Genomic DNA, 16,673 nt, shown 5'->3' on the forward strand with positions numbered 1-16,673 from the left:
TTCATATCATGCAGTCCGACCAGCTCGAAGCCCTGCGCGCCGTGGTCGACGACGGCACGTTCGAGGCTGCCGCTCGCTCGCTTCACATCACGCCCTCGGCCGTGAGTCAACGCATCAAGGCGCTGGAGGTGAGTGTCGGCGCCGTCCTGGTCACGCGAACGAAGCCGGTGGCGCCCACCGAGTCCGGGGCCGTGTTGTTGCGTCTCGCCCGTCAGATCCAGACGTTGACCGACGGCGCCGTGCACGAGTTGCGGGCGACCGACGGCGTCGCGCGCGTGTCCCTGGCCGTCAACTCCGATTCGCTGGCCACCTGGGTACTGCCGGCGTTGGCGCCGCTCGCGGGTTCGGTGATCCTGGACATCCACCGCGACGACCAGGACTACACCGCGGACCTTCTCCGGGGAGGAACCGTCACCGCTGCGGTGACCTCGGTGGATTCCGCCGTGCGGGGATGCTCGTCCACCGCGCTCGGCTCGATGCTCTACCGACCTTGCGCGACACGGGATTTCGTGGATCGATTCTTTGCCGACGGCATCACGCCCGCGGCGCTGTCGCACGCCCACGTGATCGCATTCGACGAGAAGGATTCGCTGCAGGACCGCTACCTGTCGCTCCACGGTGTCGGCGCGCACACCCCGCCGCGACATCTGGTGCCGTCATCGACCGAGTACGCGCGGGCGGTGGGCCTGGGCTTCGGATGGGGGATGGTGCCGGATCAACAGCGAGACGATCTGGACGTCGTCGAACTGGACGACACTGTCATCGACGTGGCGCTGTTCTGGCAACAGTGGTCGCTCGCATCACCGGCCCTCGACGCCGTCGCCCACGCCGTCATCGGAGCGGCGCGGACGATGTTGGCCCGGGTCAGCGCGTCGGAACGTGCTGACCGTGACCGAACGAGGTGAGGGCGGCCGTGATCTTCTCCTGCGCCTCGTCCAACGACTCGGGCGACGGTGAAGTGTCGGCCTTCGTGATGTCGAAGTCGGCCATGTCGAACGCCGGGAAGACGTGCAGGTGCAGGTGCGGCACCTCGAGACCGGCGATCAACAGCCCGGCACGCGGCGCCCCGAATGCTGTGCGCACCGCCTTGCCCACCGTCTGCGCGACGGACGTGAGAGCGCCGAACGTGGCGGGATCGATGTCCTGCCACTGATCGATCTCCGCTCGGGGAACGATCAACGTGTGGCCCTGCGTGACCGGGGCGATGGTGAGGAACCCGACCACGTCGTCGTCCTCCCAGACGAAGCGACCGGGGATGTCGCCGGCGATGATTGCGCTGAACACGGATGCCATGATGCGACTGTAATGGTCGGGCGCGGTCCTGCGCGGTGGCCTGACGCTCCCGGGTAACTCCCGGGTCGAGCCCGGGGCGGTCCCGGGGCGCGGAGCGAGTGTTCAGGTCATGACAACTGATTCCATCGAACGGCCGGAGTTCCGGGCGCGGCGGCGCGGGGGTGTGGCCACCGTCGAGGTCGTCGTTCCCGTCTACAACGAGCAGGACGGCATCGAGGCGTGTGTGCGCCGGCTGCACGCCTACCTCGCCGTCGATGTCCCCTATTCCACGCGCATCACCGTCGCCGACAACGCGAGTACCGACGAGACGCGCGTCATCGCCGAGCGGCTCGCCGCGGAACTCGACGGGGTCGCAGTCCGTCATCTCGACGAGAAGGGGCGCGGCCGAGCACTCAAGGCGGTGTGGCTCGAGTCGGACGCCGACATCGTGGCCTACATGGACGTGGACCTGTCCACCGATCTACGAGCGCTCATGCCGCTCCTGGCACCGCTTGCGTCCGGCCACTCGGACCTGGCCATCGGGTCCCGCCTGGCGACGTCGTCGCGGGTCGTCCGAGGAGCCAAGCGAGAGTTCATCTCTCGCAGCTACAACGTCATCCTCCGCACGTCGTTGCGCGCGAAGTTCTCCGACGCCCAGTGCGGATTCAAGGCGATCCGCACCGACGTCGCCCGGAAGATCCTGCCGCTCGTCGAGGACGCCGGATGGTTCTTCGACACGGAGTTGCTGGTGATCGCCGAACGTGTCGGGCTGCGGATCCACGAGGTGCCCGTGGACTGGATCGACGATCCCCGCTCGAGCGTCGACATCGTCGACACGGCCGTCGCCGATCTCAGAGGGTGTTGGCGCGTCGGTCGAGCACTCGCGACGGGCGTACTCCCGGTGGCAGACCTGCGTCGCAGCCTGGGGCGGGAGCCGATCGGTCCGGTGACAGGAGTTCCCGTGGGCATGGTCGGACAACTGGTCCGGTTCGGTCTCGTCGGAGTCGCCAGCACCGTCGCCTACGCGGTGCTGTATCTGATGTTGCACACCGTGCTCGGCGCCCAGGGCGCCAACTTCGTTGCACTGCTCGTGACGGCCGTGCTGAACACAGCGGCCAACCGCGCCTTCACCTTCGGCGTCCGCGGTTCCGACAGCGCAGCGACCCATCACCTCCAGGGACTCGCGGTTTTCGTCGTCGGCTGGCTCATCACCGCCGGCTCCCTGTTCGCGCTGCACGACTGGCTCCCGGACGCGTCGAAGCACCTCGAGCTGGCGGTCCTCGTCCTCGCCAACCTGGTTGCCACCGTCACCCGCTTCATCGCCCTGCGATGGGTCTTCCGTACTTCGACGACCGATACTTCTACGACAGATATGGACACGAACCGATGACCACTCTCGTCACCGCTCCCGAAGATCATGCGCGCGGCTACACGCCGCCGTCCCGCCATCGCCGGTGGGAGCCCATCGCCGCAACCGTCCTGATCGTCGGTACGGCCGTCGCCTACCTGCTGAACCTGAGCAGCAACGGGTGGGCCAACTCGTTCTACTCCGCTGCGGTACAGGCAGGTTCGCAATCCTGGGAGGCCTTCTTCTTCGGCTCGTCCGACGCGGCCAATTCCATCACCGTCGACAAGCCCCCGATGTCGCTGTGGCTGATGGAACTGTCGGTCCGAGTCTTCGGCCTGAACTCCTGGGCGATCCTGGTGCCACAGGTCCTGCTCGGTGCGGCGTCCGTGGCGCTGATGTGGCGCACGGTCCGTCGCCAGTTCGGTCCGGCGGCCGGTCTGCTCGCCGGACTGGTTCTAGCGGTGACTCCGGTTGCGGCCCTGATGTTCCGGTTCAACAATCCGGACGCTCTGCTCGTCTTCCTGATGATCGCCGCGGTATGGGCGATGCTGCGCGCGGTGGAGGACGGCCGCACCCGATGGTTGGTTCTCGTCGGAGTGTTCGTCGGCTTCGGCTTCCTGACCAAACAACTCCAGGTCATGCTCGTCGTGCCACCGATCGCCGCGACCTACCTGTTCGCGGGACCGGTATCGGTACGCGCCCGCATCGGGCAGTTGTTCGTCTCACTCGGCGCGATGATCGTCGCCGCAGGCTGGTGGATCGCGATCGTCGAACTCTGGCCCGCGTCGTCACGCCCTTGGATCGGTGGCTCGCAGAACAACTCGATCCTCGAACTCACGCTCGGCTACAACGGCCTCGGTCGCCTCAACGGTGAAGAGACCGGTTCGGTCACGCCGGGTGGCGGCATCGGCGGCGGGAGCATGTGGGGTGAAACCGGAATCACCAGGATGTTCGACTCGTCCCAGGGCGGCCAGATCGCCTGGCTGATCCCGGCCGCGTTGATACTCGGAGTGGCCGCGATCGTTCTGCGGGGCAGGGCTCCTCGTGCCGACGCCCGCCGTGCCGCGCTGGTGGTGTGGGGACTGTGGCTGTTGGTGACCGGACTGACGTTCAGCTTCATGGCCGGCATCTTCCACTCGTACTACACCGTGGCGCTGGCACCTGCTGTCGCCGCCGTCGTGGGCATGGGCAGCGTCGCGTTGTGGCGGGCACGTGAGCAGTACTGGACCCGTCTCCTTCTTGCTGCGGCAATGGGGGCAACCGTCGTCATCGAGTGGGTGTTGCTCTCGCGCAGTGCGACATTCGTGCCGTGGCTGAAGGTCGTCGTCGCCGTGGTCGGGGTATTCGCGATCGTGGCCCTGCTGATTCCCCGCCTCACCCGTGGTCGCCTCGCGACGGTGGCTGTGCTGGCCGCTCTGTTCGCCGGACTTGCCGGACCCACGGCCTACGCGGTGGACACCATCGCGACCGCTCACCAAGGTTCCATCGTCACCGCGGGCCCGAACAGCGGCGGCATGGGCTTCGGCCGCGGAGGCGGTAGGGACGACGGCCGCGGAATGCGTGCCGGTCAGGCTCCGGGTGGTCAGGCTCCGGGTGGTCAGGCTCCTGCAGGTCAGGTTCCGGGAGCCCAAACTCCGACCGGTGCGATGCCCGGCGGCGCGGACGGCGGCGGTATGGGCGGACTGCTCAGCGGCAGCACGCCGAGCGCGGAACTGACCGAGCTGCTCGCGGAGGACGCGGACAGCTACACCTGGGTTGCTGCGGCGATCGGGTCGAACTCGGCGTCCGGGTACCAGTTGGCGACGCAGGACCCGGTCATGCCGATCGGTGGGTTCAACGGCAGCGATCCGTCACCGACGCTGGCGCAGTTCCAGGCCTACGTGCAGCAGGGCGAGATCCACTGGTTCATCGCCGGCGGCGGCATGGGTGGCCGCGACTCCGGAACCTCCGCGGAGATCAGCGAGTGGGTGACAGCGAACTTCACCGCACAGACGGTGGACAACGTGACGCTGTACGACCTGACCGCCTGAGGACCTGGCCGGCAATCCGGTGCGGAAACGTTCGCGTGACGAACATTTCCGCACCGGATTCTCATCGTGTCAGCTCGCCGGCGACGTCCGCGGACGCCAGCATCAACACCAGCGCCGGAACGACGGTCTTCGGTGCCAGGCGGTAGTCCCCGCGGCCGTGCTGCTCGACGACGCGGGCGGACGTCAGTGTCTTCAGGTGGTGGTAGAGCTGGCCCACCGAGGACAACCCGACCGCGGACTGCAGGTCGGTTGCGGTGGCAGGGCCGTGCAGCAGCGCGCGGACGACGGCGAAACGCACAGGGTGCCCCAGCGCGGCCAGGACCTCGACCGACCGATCCGGCGGCAGGTTCAGCACGCCGTCGGGGGAGTAGCCGATGGACCAGGAGACGTCGCCGAACAGGTGAACGTCCCCCGCGTAGGAGATCGAGCCGCCGGTGCCGGGTGATGCCTCACCACCGGATCCCTCCAGCGCGGCGACACGGGCCTCCAGGGCCGCCACCCTCTCGGCGAGATCCGGTTCGTCGTTCACGACACGCAGGCTATCCGTTCCAGTGTCGCGGGATCCGAGACCGCCTGCAGCAGCAGTCCCTGCTGGGCCGCGAGATTCGACACGGCGGCGGTGTACTCGGCGGTGTCCATCCTGCTGGTGAGCCACACGGCAACGGCGTCGGAACCGTCGGACCTGCGGAACTCGAATGCCTGCGTCAGCACTCCGGGGAGGCTGCCGCCCTTGAATCCCATGGCCGTGAACCCGTCCGGCGGCTCCTGATACTCGAGCTGACGCCGCACGTCGTCCACGCCAGGCCCGAACGAGCCGTCGGCAATGGCGCCGTAGAAGCGGGCCAGGTCGGCGGCCGAGCCCCGTGGCCCGACGCGGTCGAAGTAGTCGACCAGGTCGGACTCGGTCGTGGGCGCCGAGTCCTGGCCGTACGTCGCTCGGAAGTCCGTGTCGAAGGCGAACCGCTGGGCGAGCGGCCACAGCTGGTCGGCAGGGACATCGCGATCGAAGACGCCGATCGTCGTGCCCACGAGGGTCGGTGGCTCGAAGTCGGTCCACCCACCCGCTGCGGCGGCATCCCGCAGGGCGTCGTCTCCGAGGCGGTAACGGAGATAGTCGGGGACGGTGTTGTCGCTCTCGCGGACCATCGCGGAGACCATGTCGTCCAGGCGAACGGTTGCAGCGGGGTCCAGCGCAACCGTCGAGTCGTGGGCGATGCCCAGGCGATCCAGCGCGGCGATATGTGCTCCGCCGTCCGTTCCCGGGGCGTACCAGCGCTGCCATTCGGACACCGGCACCTGCTCGTCCGGATCGAGTACCCCGGAGGCGACGGCACGGGCGTACGCGCCGAGGTGCACCACCTTCACCGCCGACGCCAACGGTTGATCGCGGTCCGCCGCGTGCACGGCGGTGGTGCCGCGGCCGTCGTCGACGGAAAATGACACCGTGTCGGGATTCTCGGCGGCCAGGCCGATCCACCCGTCCAGCGTCGTGACGTCGGCGGCAGGGGCTGCCGAACACACCGTGGTGTCCGATGCGCTGTCGGAGTCGGGGGTCGCGGCGGTGCATCCCGCAAGAACGGCGGACAGGGCGGTGAGCACTGTGACGGTCCTGATCATCGACGTCCTCCATGTGTTCGACTATTGCGATATTCCGGAATAACGACAATAACAGCATGCCGGTCGCGGAGTCGAGGTCGCAGTGCGCGTGCCAGTACGCTGCTCTCGTGCGAGTACTCGTCATCGGTTCCGGAGCCCGTGAACATGCCCTGCTCATCGCCCTCGCGGCCGATCCCGACGTCAGCGCGGTGATGTGCGCCCCCGGCAATGCGGGGATCGCGACGATCGCGCCGACCTTCGCGGTGGACGTGGCGTCCTCGGAGGCTGTCGTCGCGCTCGCCCGCGAGCGTGCCGCCGACCTGGTCGTCATCGGTCCCGAGGTTCCGCTCGTCCTGGGGGTTGCCGACGCGGTCCGCGAGGCCGGCATCGCGTGCTTCGGCCCGTCCGCCGCAGCAGCACGCATCGAGGGATCGAAGGCCTTCGCCAAGGACGTCATGGCGTCGGCGGGAGTCCGCACCGCGCACAGCGAGATAGTGGACACCCCCGCGCTTCTCGACGCGGCGCTCAACCGCTTCGGCCCCACCTGGGTGGTCAAGGACGACGGGTTGGCCGCCGGCAAGGGCGTCGTCGTCACCGACGATCGGATGAAGGCTCGCGCCCACGCTGCGGAGCTGCTCGAGCTGGGCCATCCCGTGCTGCTCGAGTCGTTCCTGTCGGGTCCCGAGGTCTCGCTCTTCTGCTTCGTCGACGGAGAGACGGTGGTTCCGTTGCTGCCCGCACAGGATCACAAGCGGGTCGGCGACGGTGACGTCGGCCCCAACACCGGCGGTATGGGCGCGTACACGCCGCTGCCGTGGCTGCCGCAGGAGATGGTGACGCGCATCGTCGACGAGGTGGTCGTACCCGTCGCTGCCGAGATGGTGGCGCGCGGCTGCCCGTTCACCGGACTGCTGTACGCGGGTCTGGCCGTCGACGCCGAGGGCCCCGCTGTCATCGAATTCAACTGTCGCTTCGGCGATCCCGAGACACAGGCGGTGCTCGCCCTGCTCGAGTCGCCGATCGGGGCTGCTCTGAAGGCGACCGCGACGGGAACGTTGGCGGACCTCCCTGCGCTGCAGTGGAAGCCGGGGTCGGCCGTCACGGTCGTCGTGGCCGCCGAGAACTACCCGGGCCGCCCGCGGACGGGGGATGTCATCACGGGCGCCGACCGTTCCGGAGTGCTGCACGCCGGCACCGCACTGGGCAAGGACGGGGCGTTGGTCTCGGCCGGCGGCCGGGTGCTCAGCGTGGTCGGAACGGGTGCCGATCTGGCCGAGGCCCGCGCCGACGCCTACGACGTGTTGTCCCACGTGTCGTTGACCGGCAGCCATTTCCGCACCGACATCGGGCTGGCGGCCGAGCGGGGCGACATCGCGATCCCGTCCTGACATGAGGTCGGACAGCCGGCGCTCCCGTATCGAACCGTTCCACGTCATGGACGTGTTCGCCGCCGCCGCGCGTCGGCAGGAGACGCACGGCGACGTGGTGTCCCTGGCGGCCGGTCAGCCGTCGACGCGAGCGCCGCGCCCGGTACTCGACGCGATGCGGCGGGCGCTGGACGAGGACGTGATCGGGTACTCGGAGTCGCTCGGCAAGGCAGTGTTGCGTCGAACCATCGCCGAGTACCTGACCGGCCGTTCCGGCGTGGCGATCGAGACCGAGGACATCGTGGTCACCACCGGATCCTCGGGTGCGTTCACGCTGCTGTTCCTCGCGGCCTTCGATCCCGGAGACACGGTGGTGATGGCCCGTCCCGGGTACCCCGCCTATCGAAACACGTTGTCGGCGTTGGGTGCACGCGTGATCGAGCTGGACTGCGGCGAGGACGTGCGCTTCCAACCGACCGTCGCGATGCTCGATGCCCTGGACGAGCCTCCGGCGGGACTGATCGTCGCGAGTCCGGCCAATCCGACGGGCACCATCATCGATCCCGCCGAACTGGAGGCGCTCGCGCGCTGGTGCGACGCGCACGGAACGCTGCTGATCTCCGACGAGATCTACCACGGCATCTCCTACGGGGACCTAGACACACGGAGTGCGCGCGAGTTCTCCGATCAGGCGGTCTCCATCGGGTCGGTGTCCAAGTACTTCTCCATGACGGGATGGCGACTCGGCTGGATGGTGTTGCCGCGCAGTCTCACTCGTGCGGTGGAGCGACTGGCGTCGAACATGACCGTGTGCCCACCGACGGTGTCGCAACTGGCGGCCGTCGCGGCGTTCTCGGACGAGTCGATCGCAGAGCTCGACGGGCACGTGCGCCGCTACGCCGACAACCGGGACGTGCTACTCGGCGGGCTCCGCGCGGCCGGCATCACGCGGCTGGCTCCGGCGGACGGCGCCTTCTACGCCTACGCCGACATCGCACATCTGACCGACGACTCGATGCAGTGGTGCGCGCAGGTGCTCGGGGAGACAGGAGTCGCGGTGGTACCCGGCGCGGACTTCGACATCGTCGACGGTCATCACACGGTGCGGTTCTCCTTCGCCGGGTCGACGGAGGACATGTCGGAGGCACTGCGTCGACTGGCGCCCCGCCTCCGAGGCTGACCGGCATCCCGCCGTTTCCCCTCGACGGCCGTCGAGTCGGTGGCAGCATGTGTAGCCATGTCGACCGGCTCCGCTTCGCGCTCGACGCCCAAGGGTCGGCGTCGGCGGGAAGCCCTCATCTCCGCAGCAGCCGACCTGCTGCTCGCAGGGGGGTACGACGCCGTCCGGCACCGCAGCGTCGCCGCGAAAGCTCGGCTTCCGCTGGCGTCGACTACCTACTATTTCGACTCCCTCGACGACCTCGTGACCCATGCGTCCGAACTGAACGGCGCTCGAGAGCACGAGTTGATCCGTCAGCAGATGGACGGCTTCTCACCGACGGCGCTGGACACCGCCGGGACCGTGAACCTGATGGTCGACCTGCTGATCGGACCCGTCGACAGCGACATCGACCGCCACGATCTGCTGGTCGCGCGGTACGAGCGAGTGCTGGCCGCGGCGCGTCATCCGCAACTGCAGGAACTGCACTGCCGGTTGCGTGCGGACCTCGAGGACATGCTCCTCGACGCACTGTCCTGCGCCGGGCGACCCACCGACCGGGACCATGTGCGACCGTTGTTGGCGCTGGTCGACGGCGTGGTGATGGCCGCGTTGGGTGAGGGCGGAGGCGATCCGCGGGCGCGTGCGCGCGAGGTGCTGCTCGACGCGGTGGACCGTCACGCACCCCTGACTGCCGGGCCGTAAACTGGCCGCTCGTGAGCCGTATCCCGAATGTCCTTGCCAACCGTTACGCCAGCCCCGACATGGCACAGCTGTGGTCGCCCGAACACAAGATCGTGCTCGAACGCCAGCTGTGGATCGCCGTGTTGCGCGCGCAGGCGGAGTTGGGTGTCGACGTTCCGGCCGAGGCCATCGTCGACTACGAGCGAGTTCTCCACCAGGTCGATCTCGGATCCATCGCCGATCGTGAACGCGTCACCCGACACGACGTCAAGGCGCGCATCGAGGAGTTCAACGCCCTCGCCGGCCACGAGCATGTCCACAAGGGTCTGACCAGCCGCGATCTGACGGAGAACGTCGAGCAGCTGCAGATCCTGCGGTCGTTGGAATACGTCTACGACCACGGCATCGCGGTGGCGGCGCGGCTGGCAGAGCGCGCGGCCGAGTACACCGAGATCGTCATGGCCGGCCGCAGCCACAACGTCGCGGCGCAGGCCACGACACTCGGCAAGCGGTTCGCGTCGGCGGCCGACGAACTTCTGGTCGGTCTCACTCGTCTGCGTGAGCTGATCGCGCGGTACCCGTTGCGCGGGATCAAGGGCCCGATGGGCACGGCCCAGGACATGCTCGACCTCCTCGGGGGCGACGAGGAGAAGCTCGCGACACTCGAGAACGCCGTGGCCCAGCATCTCGGATTCGCCACCGTCTTCACCAGCGTCGGTCAGGTGTACCCGCGCTCGCTCGACCACGACGTCGTCTCGGCTCTGGTGCAGGTCGGCGCCGCGCAGTCCTCGTTCGCGCACACGGTGCGGTTGATGGCGGGCCACGAGCTGGTCACCGAGGGCTTCCAGCCCGGCCAGGTCGGATCCTCCGCGATGCCGCACAAGATGAACACCCGGTCCTGCGAACGCGTCAACGGCCTGCAGGTGATCCTGCGCGGATACGGGTCCATGGCCGCCGAGTTGGCGGGGGCGCAGTGGAACGAGGGTGACGTGTTCTGCTCGGTGGTCCGCCGCGTCGCACTGCAGGACGCCTTCTTCGCCATCGACGGGATGATGGAGACCTTCCTGACCGTGCTCGCGGAATTCGGTGCGTACCCGGCCGTGATCGCCCGCGAACTCGACCGCTACCTTCCGTTCCTGGCGACGACCAAGGTGCTCATGGCCGCGGTCCGCGCGGGCGTCGGTCGGGAGACCGCCCACGAGGCGATCAAAGAGCATGCCGTCGCGGTGGCGCTGGCCATGCGGGAACAGGGCAAGGAGCCCGACCTCCTCGACCGACTCGCTGCGGACGAGCGGTTGCCGCTCGACCGCGCAGCGCTCGATGTGGCGCTGGCGGACCGGTCGGCGTTCATCGGGGCGGCGCACGCTCAGGTGGCCGCTGTCGTCGCCGCGGTGCAGGCACTCGTCGACACCCGGCCGGGCGCTGCCGCCTACAGTCCGGCACCGATTCTGTGACTGTCCGCCGTGAGCGCGGCGCTCCGATGTGACCCGTGACGGTCGGCAGGTCCTCCGGTGGAACTGTCGGCCGTCAGACCTTACGGTTCGACTGTGAGCAAAGTAGTCGTGATCGGAACCGGATACCTGGGGGCAACCCACGCGGCGTGCATGGCCGACATCGGCCACGAGGTGCTGGGTGTGGACGTCGACCCGAGCAAGCTGGCCAAACTGGAGGCAGGAGAGGTCCCCTTCTGGGAGCCGGGCCTCGGTGAGGTGCTCCAGCGCAACATCGCCGCAGGTCGGCTCCGATTCACCGCGTCGTACGAGGACGCAGCGGCGTTCGGTGACATCTTCTTCCTCGCTGTCGGTACGCCCCAGAAGAAGGGCGAGTACGCCGCGGACGTCACGTACGTGAATTCGGTCGTCCAGAACCTGGCGCCGTTGATCACCGGCCCCGCCGTCATCTTCGGCAAGTCGACGGTTCCGGTGGGCACTGCCGAGCGGCTCGGCGCCATGGCGCACGAGCTCTCTCCTGCGGGCGACGACCTCGAGGTGGCGTGGAACCCCGAGTTCCTCCGCGAAGGTCACGCGGTGGAGGACACGCTGCACCCCGATCGCCTGGTACTCGGCGTCGACAGGAACCGTCCCGGTCGGGCCGAGGAGGTGGCATGCGAGGTCTACGCCTCGCTGCTCGCCGAGGGCACACCGTTCATCGTGACGGATCTGGCTACCGCCGAATTGGTGAAGACGTCGGCCAATGCTTTTCTTGCGACCAAGATCTCCTTCATCAATGCGATATCGGAGGTATGCGACGCCGCGGGCGCCGATATCACCGTTCTTGCCGACGCAATCGGTCACGACGACCGTATCGGGCGCAAATTCTTGAACGCCGGTATCGGATTCGGCGGTGGCTGCCTGCCGAAGGATATCCGTGCTTTCATGGCACGCGCCGGTGAATTGGGCGCCGATCAGGCGCTCACGTTCCTGCGCGAGGTGGACAACATCAACATGCGCCGACGCACCGGAATGGTGGACGTCGTCCGCGACACGGTCGGAACGCTCCTCGGCACCCAGGTGGCCGTACTCGGCGCTGCGTTCAAGCCCGACTCCGACGACGTCCGGGACTCTCCCGCCCTGAATGTTGCTGGGCAGCTGCAACTTCAGGGTGCGGGCGTCACCGTCTACGATCCCAAGGCGAACGACAACTCGCGCGCGCTGTTCCCCACACTCGGGTACGCGTCGTCGGCGCTCGAAGCGTGCGACAAAGCCGATGTGGTGTTGGTGCTGACCGAATGGCGCGAATTCCGAGATCTCGTTCCCGCGGATCTGGACGGCGTCGTGCGGGAGCGGCGCATCATCGACGGGCGCAACTGCCTGGATCTCGACATGTGGCGATCTGCCGGCTGGGTCTATCGCGGACTCGGTCGTCCCTGAGTCGATTTCGAGAACTCTCGACCGGTCGAACCGATTGGTACACTTCCGGCCGATCGTGAATTCGTGACGAGCAAAGGAATTACGTGTCGGCTGAGCTCGGTGGTACCGCAACGAACAGACACCGTTCCACGGGCCGCGGCAGACGCGTTCCGGTCTGGGTCCGGGTCGTACTCCTCGTCCTGCTCGCCCTGGTGGCCTGGTTCGGGTGGACGGCCTACTCCGCGTACCAGGGATTGAGCTCCGCACGCGACGACGCCCTCGCCGCGCGATCCGCCATCCTCGCCGGTGACGCCGAGGCCGGTCGCTCTCATGTCGACGATGCGACCTCGTCCTCCGCAGATGCGTTGGATGCCACCGAGTCGCCCATCTGGAAGGCCGTCGCGGCGATCCCGGGAGTGGGGTCGCCGCTGGAGGTCGTCGGTCCGCTGACCGGACTCGTGCACGACCTGACGGTCGACGTGCTCCGCCCCGCGGTCGACGTCGGGGCGGTGCTGAACCCGAGCGAGCTCCGCGCGGACGACGGCACCATCGACCTTGCGGCGCTCCGCCAGGCGGCGCCCACACTCGACGAGGTCTCCGTGTCCGCCGATGCGCTGAACGCCCGCGCGGAGGCCGTCGACACCGACACCTACGTTCCTCAGGTCACGGAGGCCGGCGACTCGCTGAAGGCCCAGCTGGACGATCTGTCGAACCTGCTGACGAACACGAGTCTCGCGGCGAAGATCCTGCCGGACATGTTGGGGGAGAACTCGCCCCAGAGCTACTTCCTGGCGTTCCAGACCAACTCGGAATCGCGCGGAACCGGTGGACTGATGGGCGGTTTCGCCATCATCGACGCCGACCGCGGCAAGATCGGCCTCGACGCGCTGGCCAAGAACAGTGAACTCGGTGCGACGTACGACCCGATCGATCTGGGCCCGGACTTCGCCAAGAACTACGGCAATCTGTACAACGCGACGGCGAACTGGCAGAACGCCAATGTCAGCCCGCACTTCCCGTACACGGGCGAGATCCTGCGCTCGATCTGGCAGCAGGAATCCGGTCAGGACGTCGACGGTGTCCTGGCGACGGATCCGGTCGCCCTGAGCTACATCCTGGGTGTCGTCGGACCGGTGACACTCGCCGACGGTGAGCAGGTGACCGCCGACAACGTGGTGAACCTGACGCAGTCCGAGGCGTACTTCCGCTTCGCCGACGACAACACCGCCCGCAAGGACTACCTCCAGCAGATCGCCGCTCGGGTGTTCTCGAAGGTCGAAGGCAAGATCAGCAACCCCACCCAGCTGCTCGATGCGATCGGCAAGGGTGTCAGCGAGGGCCACACCGCAGTGTGGAGCGCGGACCCCGCGATCCAGAGTGTGCTGTCGGGAACCAAGATCGCTCACGAGGTGCCCGACGACCCCGCGCCGTACGCCTCGCTCGTCGTCAACAACGGTGCGGGCGGCAAACTCGACTACTACCTGAAGCGGGACATCACCTACACCGCGTCGTCCTGCACGGGCGGCACGAGAACCTCGCAGATCACCGCCAGCGTCACCAATACCGCACCGGCGCAGGACTATCCGGTCTACATCGCAGGTCGTCAGAACGAGACCACGGCGTACGAGGGTCCTCCGGGCACCAATCGCTCCGTCGTCGGAATCTTCACCACCACCGGGTCGACGCTGACCAAGGCGACCGTCGACGGCAAGCAGGCACTGCTGCTGACCGGTCAGGAACGCAACCATCCACTCTTCTACACGCCCCTCGTCGTCGAACCCGGACAGACCAAGACCATCGTTCTGGACCTGGTGGAGCCCGCTGTTCCGGGTGCTGCCCGCGTGCCGATCCAGCCGCAGACGCTGGAGGGCACCGCGACCGTCGACGTGCCGGACTGTTCGGGATCGTGAGCTGGTCGGCTCGGTGAGACCATTGCGCTCTCGCTGAACGATGGTTAGGCTCGCCTTACAGATCGATTCCGCAGGGATCGGAGTCCAGGCGAGGGGGTTGCGATGTCCACGGCGTTCGAGATCGACGCGGACTCCATCGTCGAGCCGGGCTTCTACGCCGCGACTGTCCAGTCGGTGGGCAAGTTGTCCCCCAACCTCGTGCGCGTGGTGTTCGGCGGACCTTCTCTCCGCTACTACGCCGGGCTGGACGCACCGGACGAATGCGTGACCATCCACTTTCCCTCCTCGGTCGACGCGACACTTCCTCCGATGACCCTGGTCGGTGGGACCTGGGGCTACCACGACGTGGCGACGCGTCCCGAGTGCCGCAACTACACGGTGCGTACCCGCGACGACTCCACGGTGACCGTCGACTTCGTGCTGCACGAGACCGGAGTGGCCTCGTCCTGGGCACGGTCGGTGCAGCCGGGTCACAGCGTGGTGCTCTCGCGTCCGCGGAGTTGGTACTGCTGCCCCGAGAACACCGACTGGCAGGTGCTCGTCGCCGACCAGACAGGGCTGCCCGCCGTCGCGCGTGCGCTCGAGACCCGTCGGCCGGGGCTGCGTACTCACGTGATCCTCGAAGTTCTGGACGGAGCCGACGTCCAGGAACTCGCCGTCGACAGCGACGTCACGGTCGAGTGGCGGATCGGCACCGGCAACGGGCTGACCCCCAGCGTTCTCCCCGACGCGGTGGCGTCCTTCGATCGTCCCGACGGCGTCGGATACCTGTGGTTCGCCGGTGAGGCACGCTCGTCCCGCTCGGTGCGCTCGCACGTCCGCAAGCAGTGGGGATTCACGACCCGCCAGTGTTCGGTCATCGGTTACTGGCGGGAAAAGGCCGAGGAATGGCTGGCCTCCTACCGCCGCTACGAGGCAATGGCTCTGGCCGGCTACCGCCGCGCGCTCCGCGAGGGCAAGACCGAGGCGCAGGCTCAGGAAGAATTCGAAGCACTGCTCGAGCGCGTCGGACTCTGACCGGACATCGGCGGCATCGCGAACGCGGCCACCAGCATCAGGACGGCGCCCGCGACGACGGTGTAGAAGACCAGGTGGATGGCGTCGGCAAGATCTGCCGGTGACGGTTCTGCACCCACGTTGGCATTGACGATGGCGCCGCACACCGCGATTCCGACAGCGCTCCCGATCGACCGCGCGAACGTGTTGGTCGAGGTGACGACGCCCCTGTCGGACCAGTCGACGCTCGACTGCGCCGCGATCAGCGCGGGGCTGGCCACCAGGCCCATCCCGGCTCCGATCACCAATGCGCCGAGGCAGATCTGCCAGATGGGCGACGTCTCGGTCCACCCCAGTGTCAGGACCGCCCCCACCACGACGATGCACGCGCCGATCACGGCGGTGCGACGGAAGCCGATGCGTAGGTAGAGCCGGCCGGACTGCGACGACATCAACGGCCAGGACAACAGCAGCGGCGCCAGCGTGAAACCACCGGCCAACGCTCCGAAGCCGAGGACGCCCTGGACGAACGTCGGAACGTACGTGGTCAGGGTCAGGACGATGGAACCGATCACCGCGCCGACCGCGCTGGTGGCGACCAGGACGCGGCGCGTCAGCACCCACAGGGGCAGGATCGGTGTCTCGACGCGGCGTTCCACCATGACGAATACCCCGAGGCAGGCGGCACCGAGGACGAACACCGCCACGGACGCCGGGGAGTTCCACGCCCACGACTGGCCACCCTCGAGCAACCCCAGGATCACGGCGCCGGCGCCGACCGTCAGCAGAGCCGCACCCGTGTAGTCGATGCCTCCTCGTGTGCGCGCCTCCGTGGGCTTCTCGTCGAACTTGCGCATCAACATCACGGCCGCGACGGCGCACAGCGGAATGTTGACGAAGAAGATCCACCGCCACGACAGGTACTCGGAGAACAGTCCGCCGAGCGTCGGACCGACGATGGAGGACATCGCCCACACGCTGGCGAGATAGCCCTGGGCCTTGGCGCGCTCGCGCACCGTGTAGATGTCGCCGGCGATCGTCTGGACCATCGGCTGGATCGCGCCGGCACCTATTCCCTGGATCGCGCGGGCGACGATCAGCGCGGGCATGCTCCAGGCCAGACCGCACAGCACCGATCCGACGGCGAAGACCGCGATCCCGAACAACACCAGCCGCTTGCGGCCGAACAGGTCGGCCAGCTTGCCGTAGATCGGAACGGTGACCGCCTGCGCGAGCAGATACACCGAGAACAGCCACGGGAACTGCGAGAAGCCGCCCAGGTCGTCGACGATCGTCAGAACCGACGTCGCGATGATCGTCGAGTCCAGCGCGACCAGCGAGTTGCACAGCATGAGGGCAGCGAGGATCGGCCCGCGTTCGGACCGGAATCCGACCTGCACCCTGTCCGTCGTCGTCACCGCCACACTCCTTCGTTCGCCTCGCTACCGAGGCTCCCTTCGCA

Annotated in this window: 14 protein-coding genes; 10 read left to right on the top strand and 4 right to left on the bottom strand. The window is 67.8% G+C overall.

Annotated features, from left to right (window positions below; translation table 11 throughout):
- The first annotated feature begins 8 nt into the window (after window positions 1–8).
- The gene (locus tag AC0IX4_RS05290; RefSeq protein ID WP_471828295.1) at window positions 9–905 is read left to right on the top strand and encodes a LysR family transcriptional regulator ArgP; all 897 of its coding nucleotides are present in this window, start codon (window positions 9–11) and stop codon (window positions 903–905) included.
- On the opposite strand, the gene AC0IX4_RS05295 is transcribed toward AC0IX4_RS05290, so the two are convergent.
- Window positions 865–1,293 carry an HIT family protein gene (locus tag AC0IX4_RS05295; RefSeq protein WP_042574482.1) on the bottom strand — a complete coding sequence of 143 codons (429 nt, stop codon included), beginning with the start codon at window positions 1,291–1,293 and terminating at the stop codon, window positions 865–867. The two genes, AC0IX4_RS05290 and AC0IX4_RS05295, sit on opposite strands and share 41 nt — an antisense overlap.
- A gap of 109 nt (window positions 1,294–1,402) precedes the next feature.
- Between AC0IX4_RS05295 and AC0IX4_RS05300 the strand changes: the two genes are divergently transcribed.
- Both AC0IX4_RS05300 and AC0IX4_RS05305 read left to right on the top strand, forming a co-directional pair.
- Window positions 1,403–2,662, top strand: coding sequence for a bifunctional glycosyltransferase family 2/GtrA family protein (locus tag AC0IX4_RS05300; RefSeq protein ID WP_471828296.1), 1,260 nt, complete (start codon window positions 1,403–1,405; stop codon window positions 2,660–2,662).
- Complete coding sequence (locus tag AC0IX4_RS05305) at window positions 2,659–4,650, top strand: glycosyltransferase family 39 protein (RefSeq protein ID WP_471828297.1); 1,992 nt, start codon at window positions 2,659–2,661, stop codon at window positions 4,648–4,650. Before AC0IX4_RS05300 ends, AC0IX4_RS05305 begins: the two co-directional genes overlap by 4 nt.
- Window positions 4,651–4,711: 61 nt before the next feature.
- Here AC0IX4_RS05305 and AC0IX4_RS05310 read toward each other — a convergent pair whose 3' ends face one another.
- On the bottom strand, window positions 4,712–5,179 hold the full coding sequence (locus tag AC0IX4_RS05310) for an ArsR/SmtB family transcription factor (protein ID WP_042574485.1): 468 nt from the start codon (window positions 5,177–5,179) through the stop codon (window positions 4,712–4,714).
- A complete protein-coding gene (locus AC0IX4_RS05315; protein ID WP_042574486.1) occupies window positions 5,176–6,267 on the bottom strand; it encodes a serine hydrolase in 1,092 nt (363 codons plus the stop codon). Before AC0IX4_RS05315 ends, AC0IX4_RS05310 begins: the two co-directional genes overlap by 4 nt.
- A gap of 107 nt (window positions 6,268–6,374) precedes the next feature.
- Between AC0IX4_RS05315 and purD the strand changes: the two genes are divergently transcribed.
- From purD to AC0IX4_RS05350, 7 genes are all read left to right on the top strand, one after another.
- Window positions 6,375–7,634: a phosphoribosylamine--glycine ligase gene (gene purD / locus AC0IX4_RS05320; protein ID WP_471828298.1), complete on the top strand. Its 1,260-nt coding sequence runs from the start codon at window positions 6,375–6,377 to the stop codon at window positions 7,632–7,634.
- A 1-nt stretch (window position 7,635) separates the two neighbouring features.
- Window positions 7,636–8,793: a pyridoxal phosphate-dependent aminotransferase gene (locus AC0IX4_RS05325; protein ID WP_471828299.1), complete on the top strand. Its 1,158-nt coding sequence runs from the start codon at window positions 7,636–7,638 to the stop codon at window positions 8,791–8,793.
- 57 nt (window positions 8,794–8,850) lie between these two features.
- On the top strand, window positions 8,851–9,477 hold the full coding sequence (locus tag AC0IX4_RS05330) for a TetR/AcrR family transcriptional regulator (protein WP_056070502.1): 627 nt from the start codon (window positions 8,851–8,853) through the stop codon (window positions 9,475–9,477).
- 11 nt (window positions 9,478–9,488) lie between these two features.
- Entirely contained in the window at window positions 9,489–10,910 is a 1,422-nt protein-coding gene (gene purB / locus AC0IX4_RS05335; protein WP_471828300.1) for an adenylosuccinate lyase, read from the top strand.
- A 93-nt stretch (window positions 10,911–11,003) separates the two neighbouring features.
- The gene (locus AC0IX4_RS05340; RefSeq protein ID WP_471828301.1) at window positions 11,004–12,326 is read left to right on the top strand and encodes a UDP-glucose dehydrogenase family protein; all 1,323 of its coding nucleotides are present in this window, start codon (window positions 11,004–11,006) and stop codon (window positions 12,324–12,326) included.
- Window positions 12,327–12,409: 83 nt separating this feature from the next.
- A complete protein-coding gene (locus AC0IX4_RS05345) occupies window positions 12,410–14,215 on the top strand; it encodes a DUF4012 domain-containing protein (protein ID WP_471828302.1) in 1,806 nt (601 codons plus the stop codon).
- Between the two features lie 102 nt (window positions 14,216–14,317).
- Window positions 14,318–15,232 (top strand): siderophore-interacting protein, encoded by a 915-nt coding sequence (locus tag AC0IX4_RS05350; RefSeq protein WP_471828303.1) that lies wholly within the window; start codon window positions 14,318–14,320, stop codon window positions 15,230–15,232.
- Here the strand turns inward: AC0IX4_RS05350 and AC0IX4_RS05355 are convergent.
- A complete protein-coding gene (locus tag AC0IX4_RS05355) occupies window positions 15,190–16,629 on the bottom strand; it encodes an MDR family MFS transporter (protein ID WP_471828304.1) in 1,440 nt (479 codons plus the stop codon). The two genes, AC0IX4_RS05350 and AC0IX4_RS05355, sit on opposite strands and share 43 nt — an antisense overlap.
- Window positions 16,630–16,673: the final 44 nt, after the last annotated feature.

Source organism: Rhodococcus sp. AC861 (genome assembly GCF_979256035.1).

Bases quoted from the DNA above. Each gene is read 5' to 3' on its own strand.
- AC0IX4_RS05295 (WP_042574482.1), bottom strand. From the start codon at position 1,293: ATGGCATCCGTGTTCAGCGCAATCATCGCCGGCGACATCCCCGGTCGC.
- AC0IX4_RS05290 (WP_471828295.1), top strand. From the start codon at position 9: ATGCAGTCCGACCAGCTCGAAGCCCTGCGCGCCGTGGTCGACGACGGC.
- AC0IX4_RS05300 (WP_471828296.1), top strand. From the start codon at position 1,403: ATGACAACTGATTCCATCGAACGGCCGGAGTTCCGGGCGCGGCGGCGC.
- AC0IX4_RS05315 (WP_042574486.1), bottom strand. From the start codon at position 6,267: ATGATCAGGACCGTCACAGTGCTCACCGCCCTGTCCGCCGTTCTTGCG.
- AC0IX4_RS05305 (WP_471828297.1), top strand. From the start codon at position 2,659: ATGACCACTCTCGTCACCGCTCCCGAAGATCATGCGCGCGGCTACACG.
- AC0IX4_RS05330 (WP_056070502.1), top strand. From the start codon at position 8,851: ATGTCGACCGGCTCCGCTTCGCGCTCGACGCCCAAGGGTCGGCGTCGG.
- AC0IX4_RS05350 (WP_471828303.1), top strand. From the start codon at position 14,318: ATGTCCACGGCGTTCGAGATCGACGCGGACTCCATCGTCGAGCCGGGC.
- AC0IX4_RS05325 (WP_471828299.1), top strand. From the start codon at position 7,636: ATGAGGTCGGACAGCCGGCGCTCCCGTATCGAACCGTTCCACGTCATG.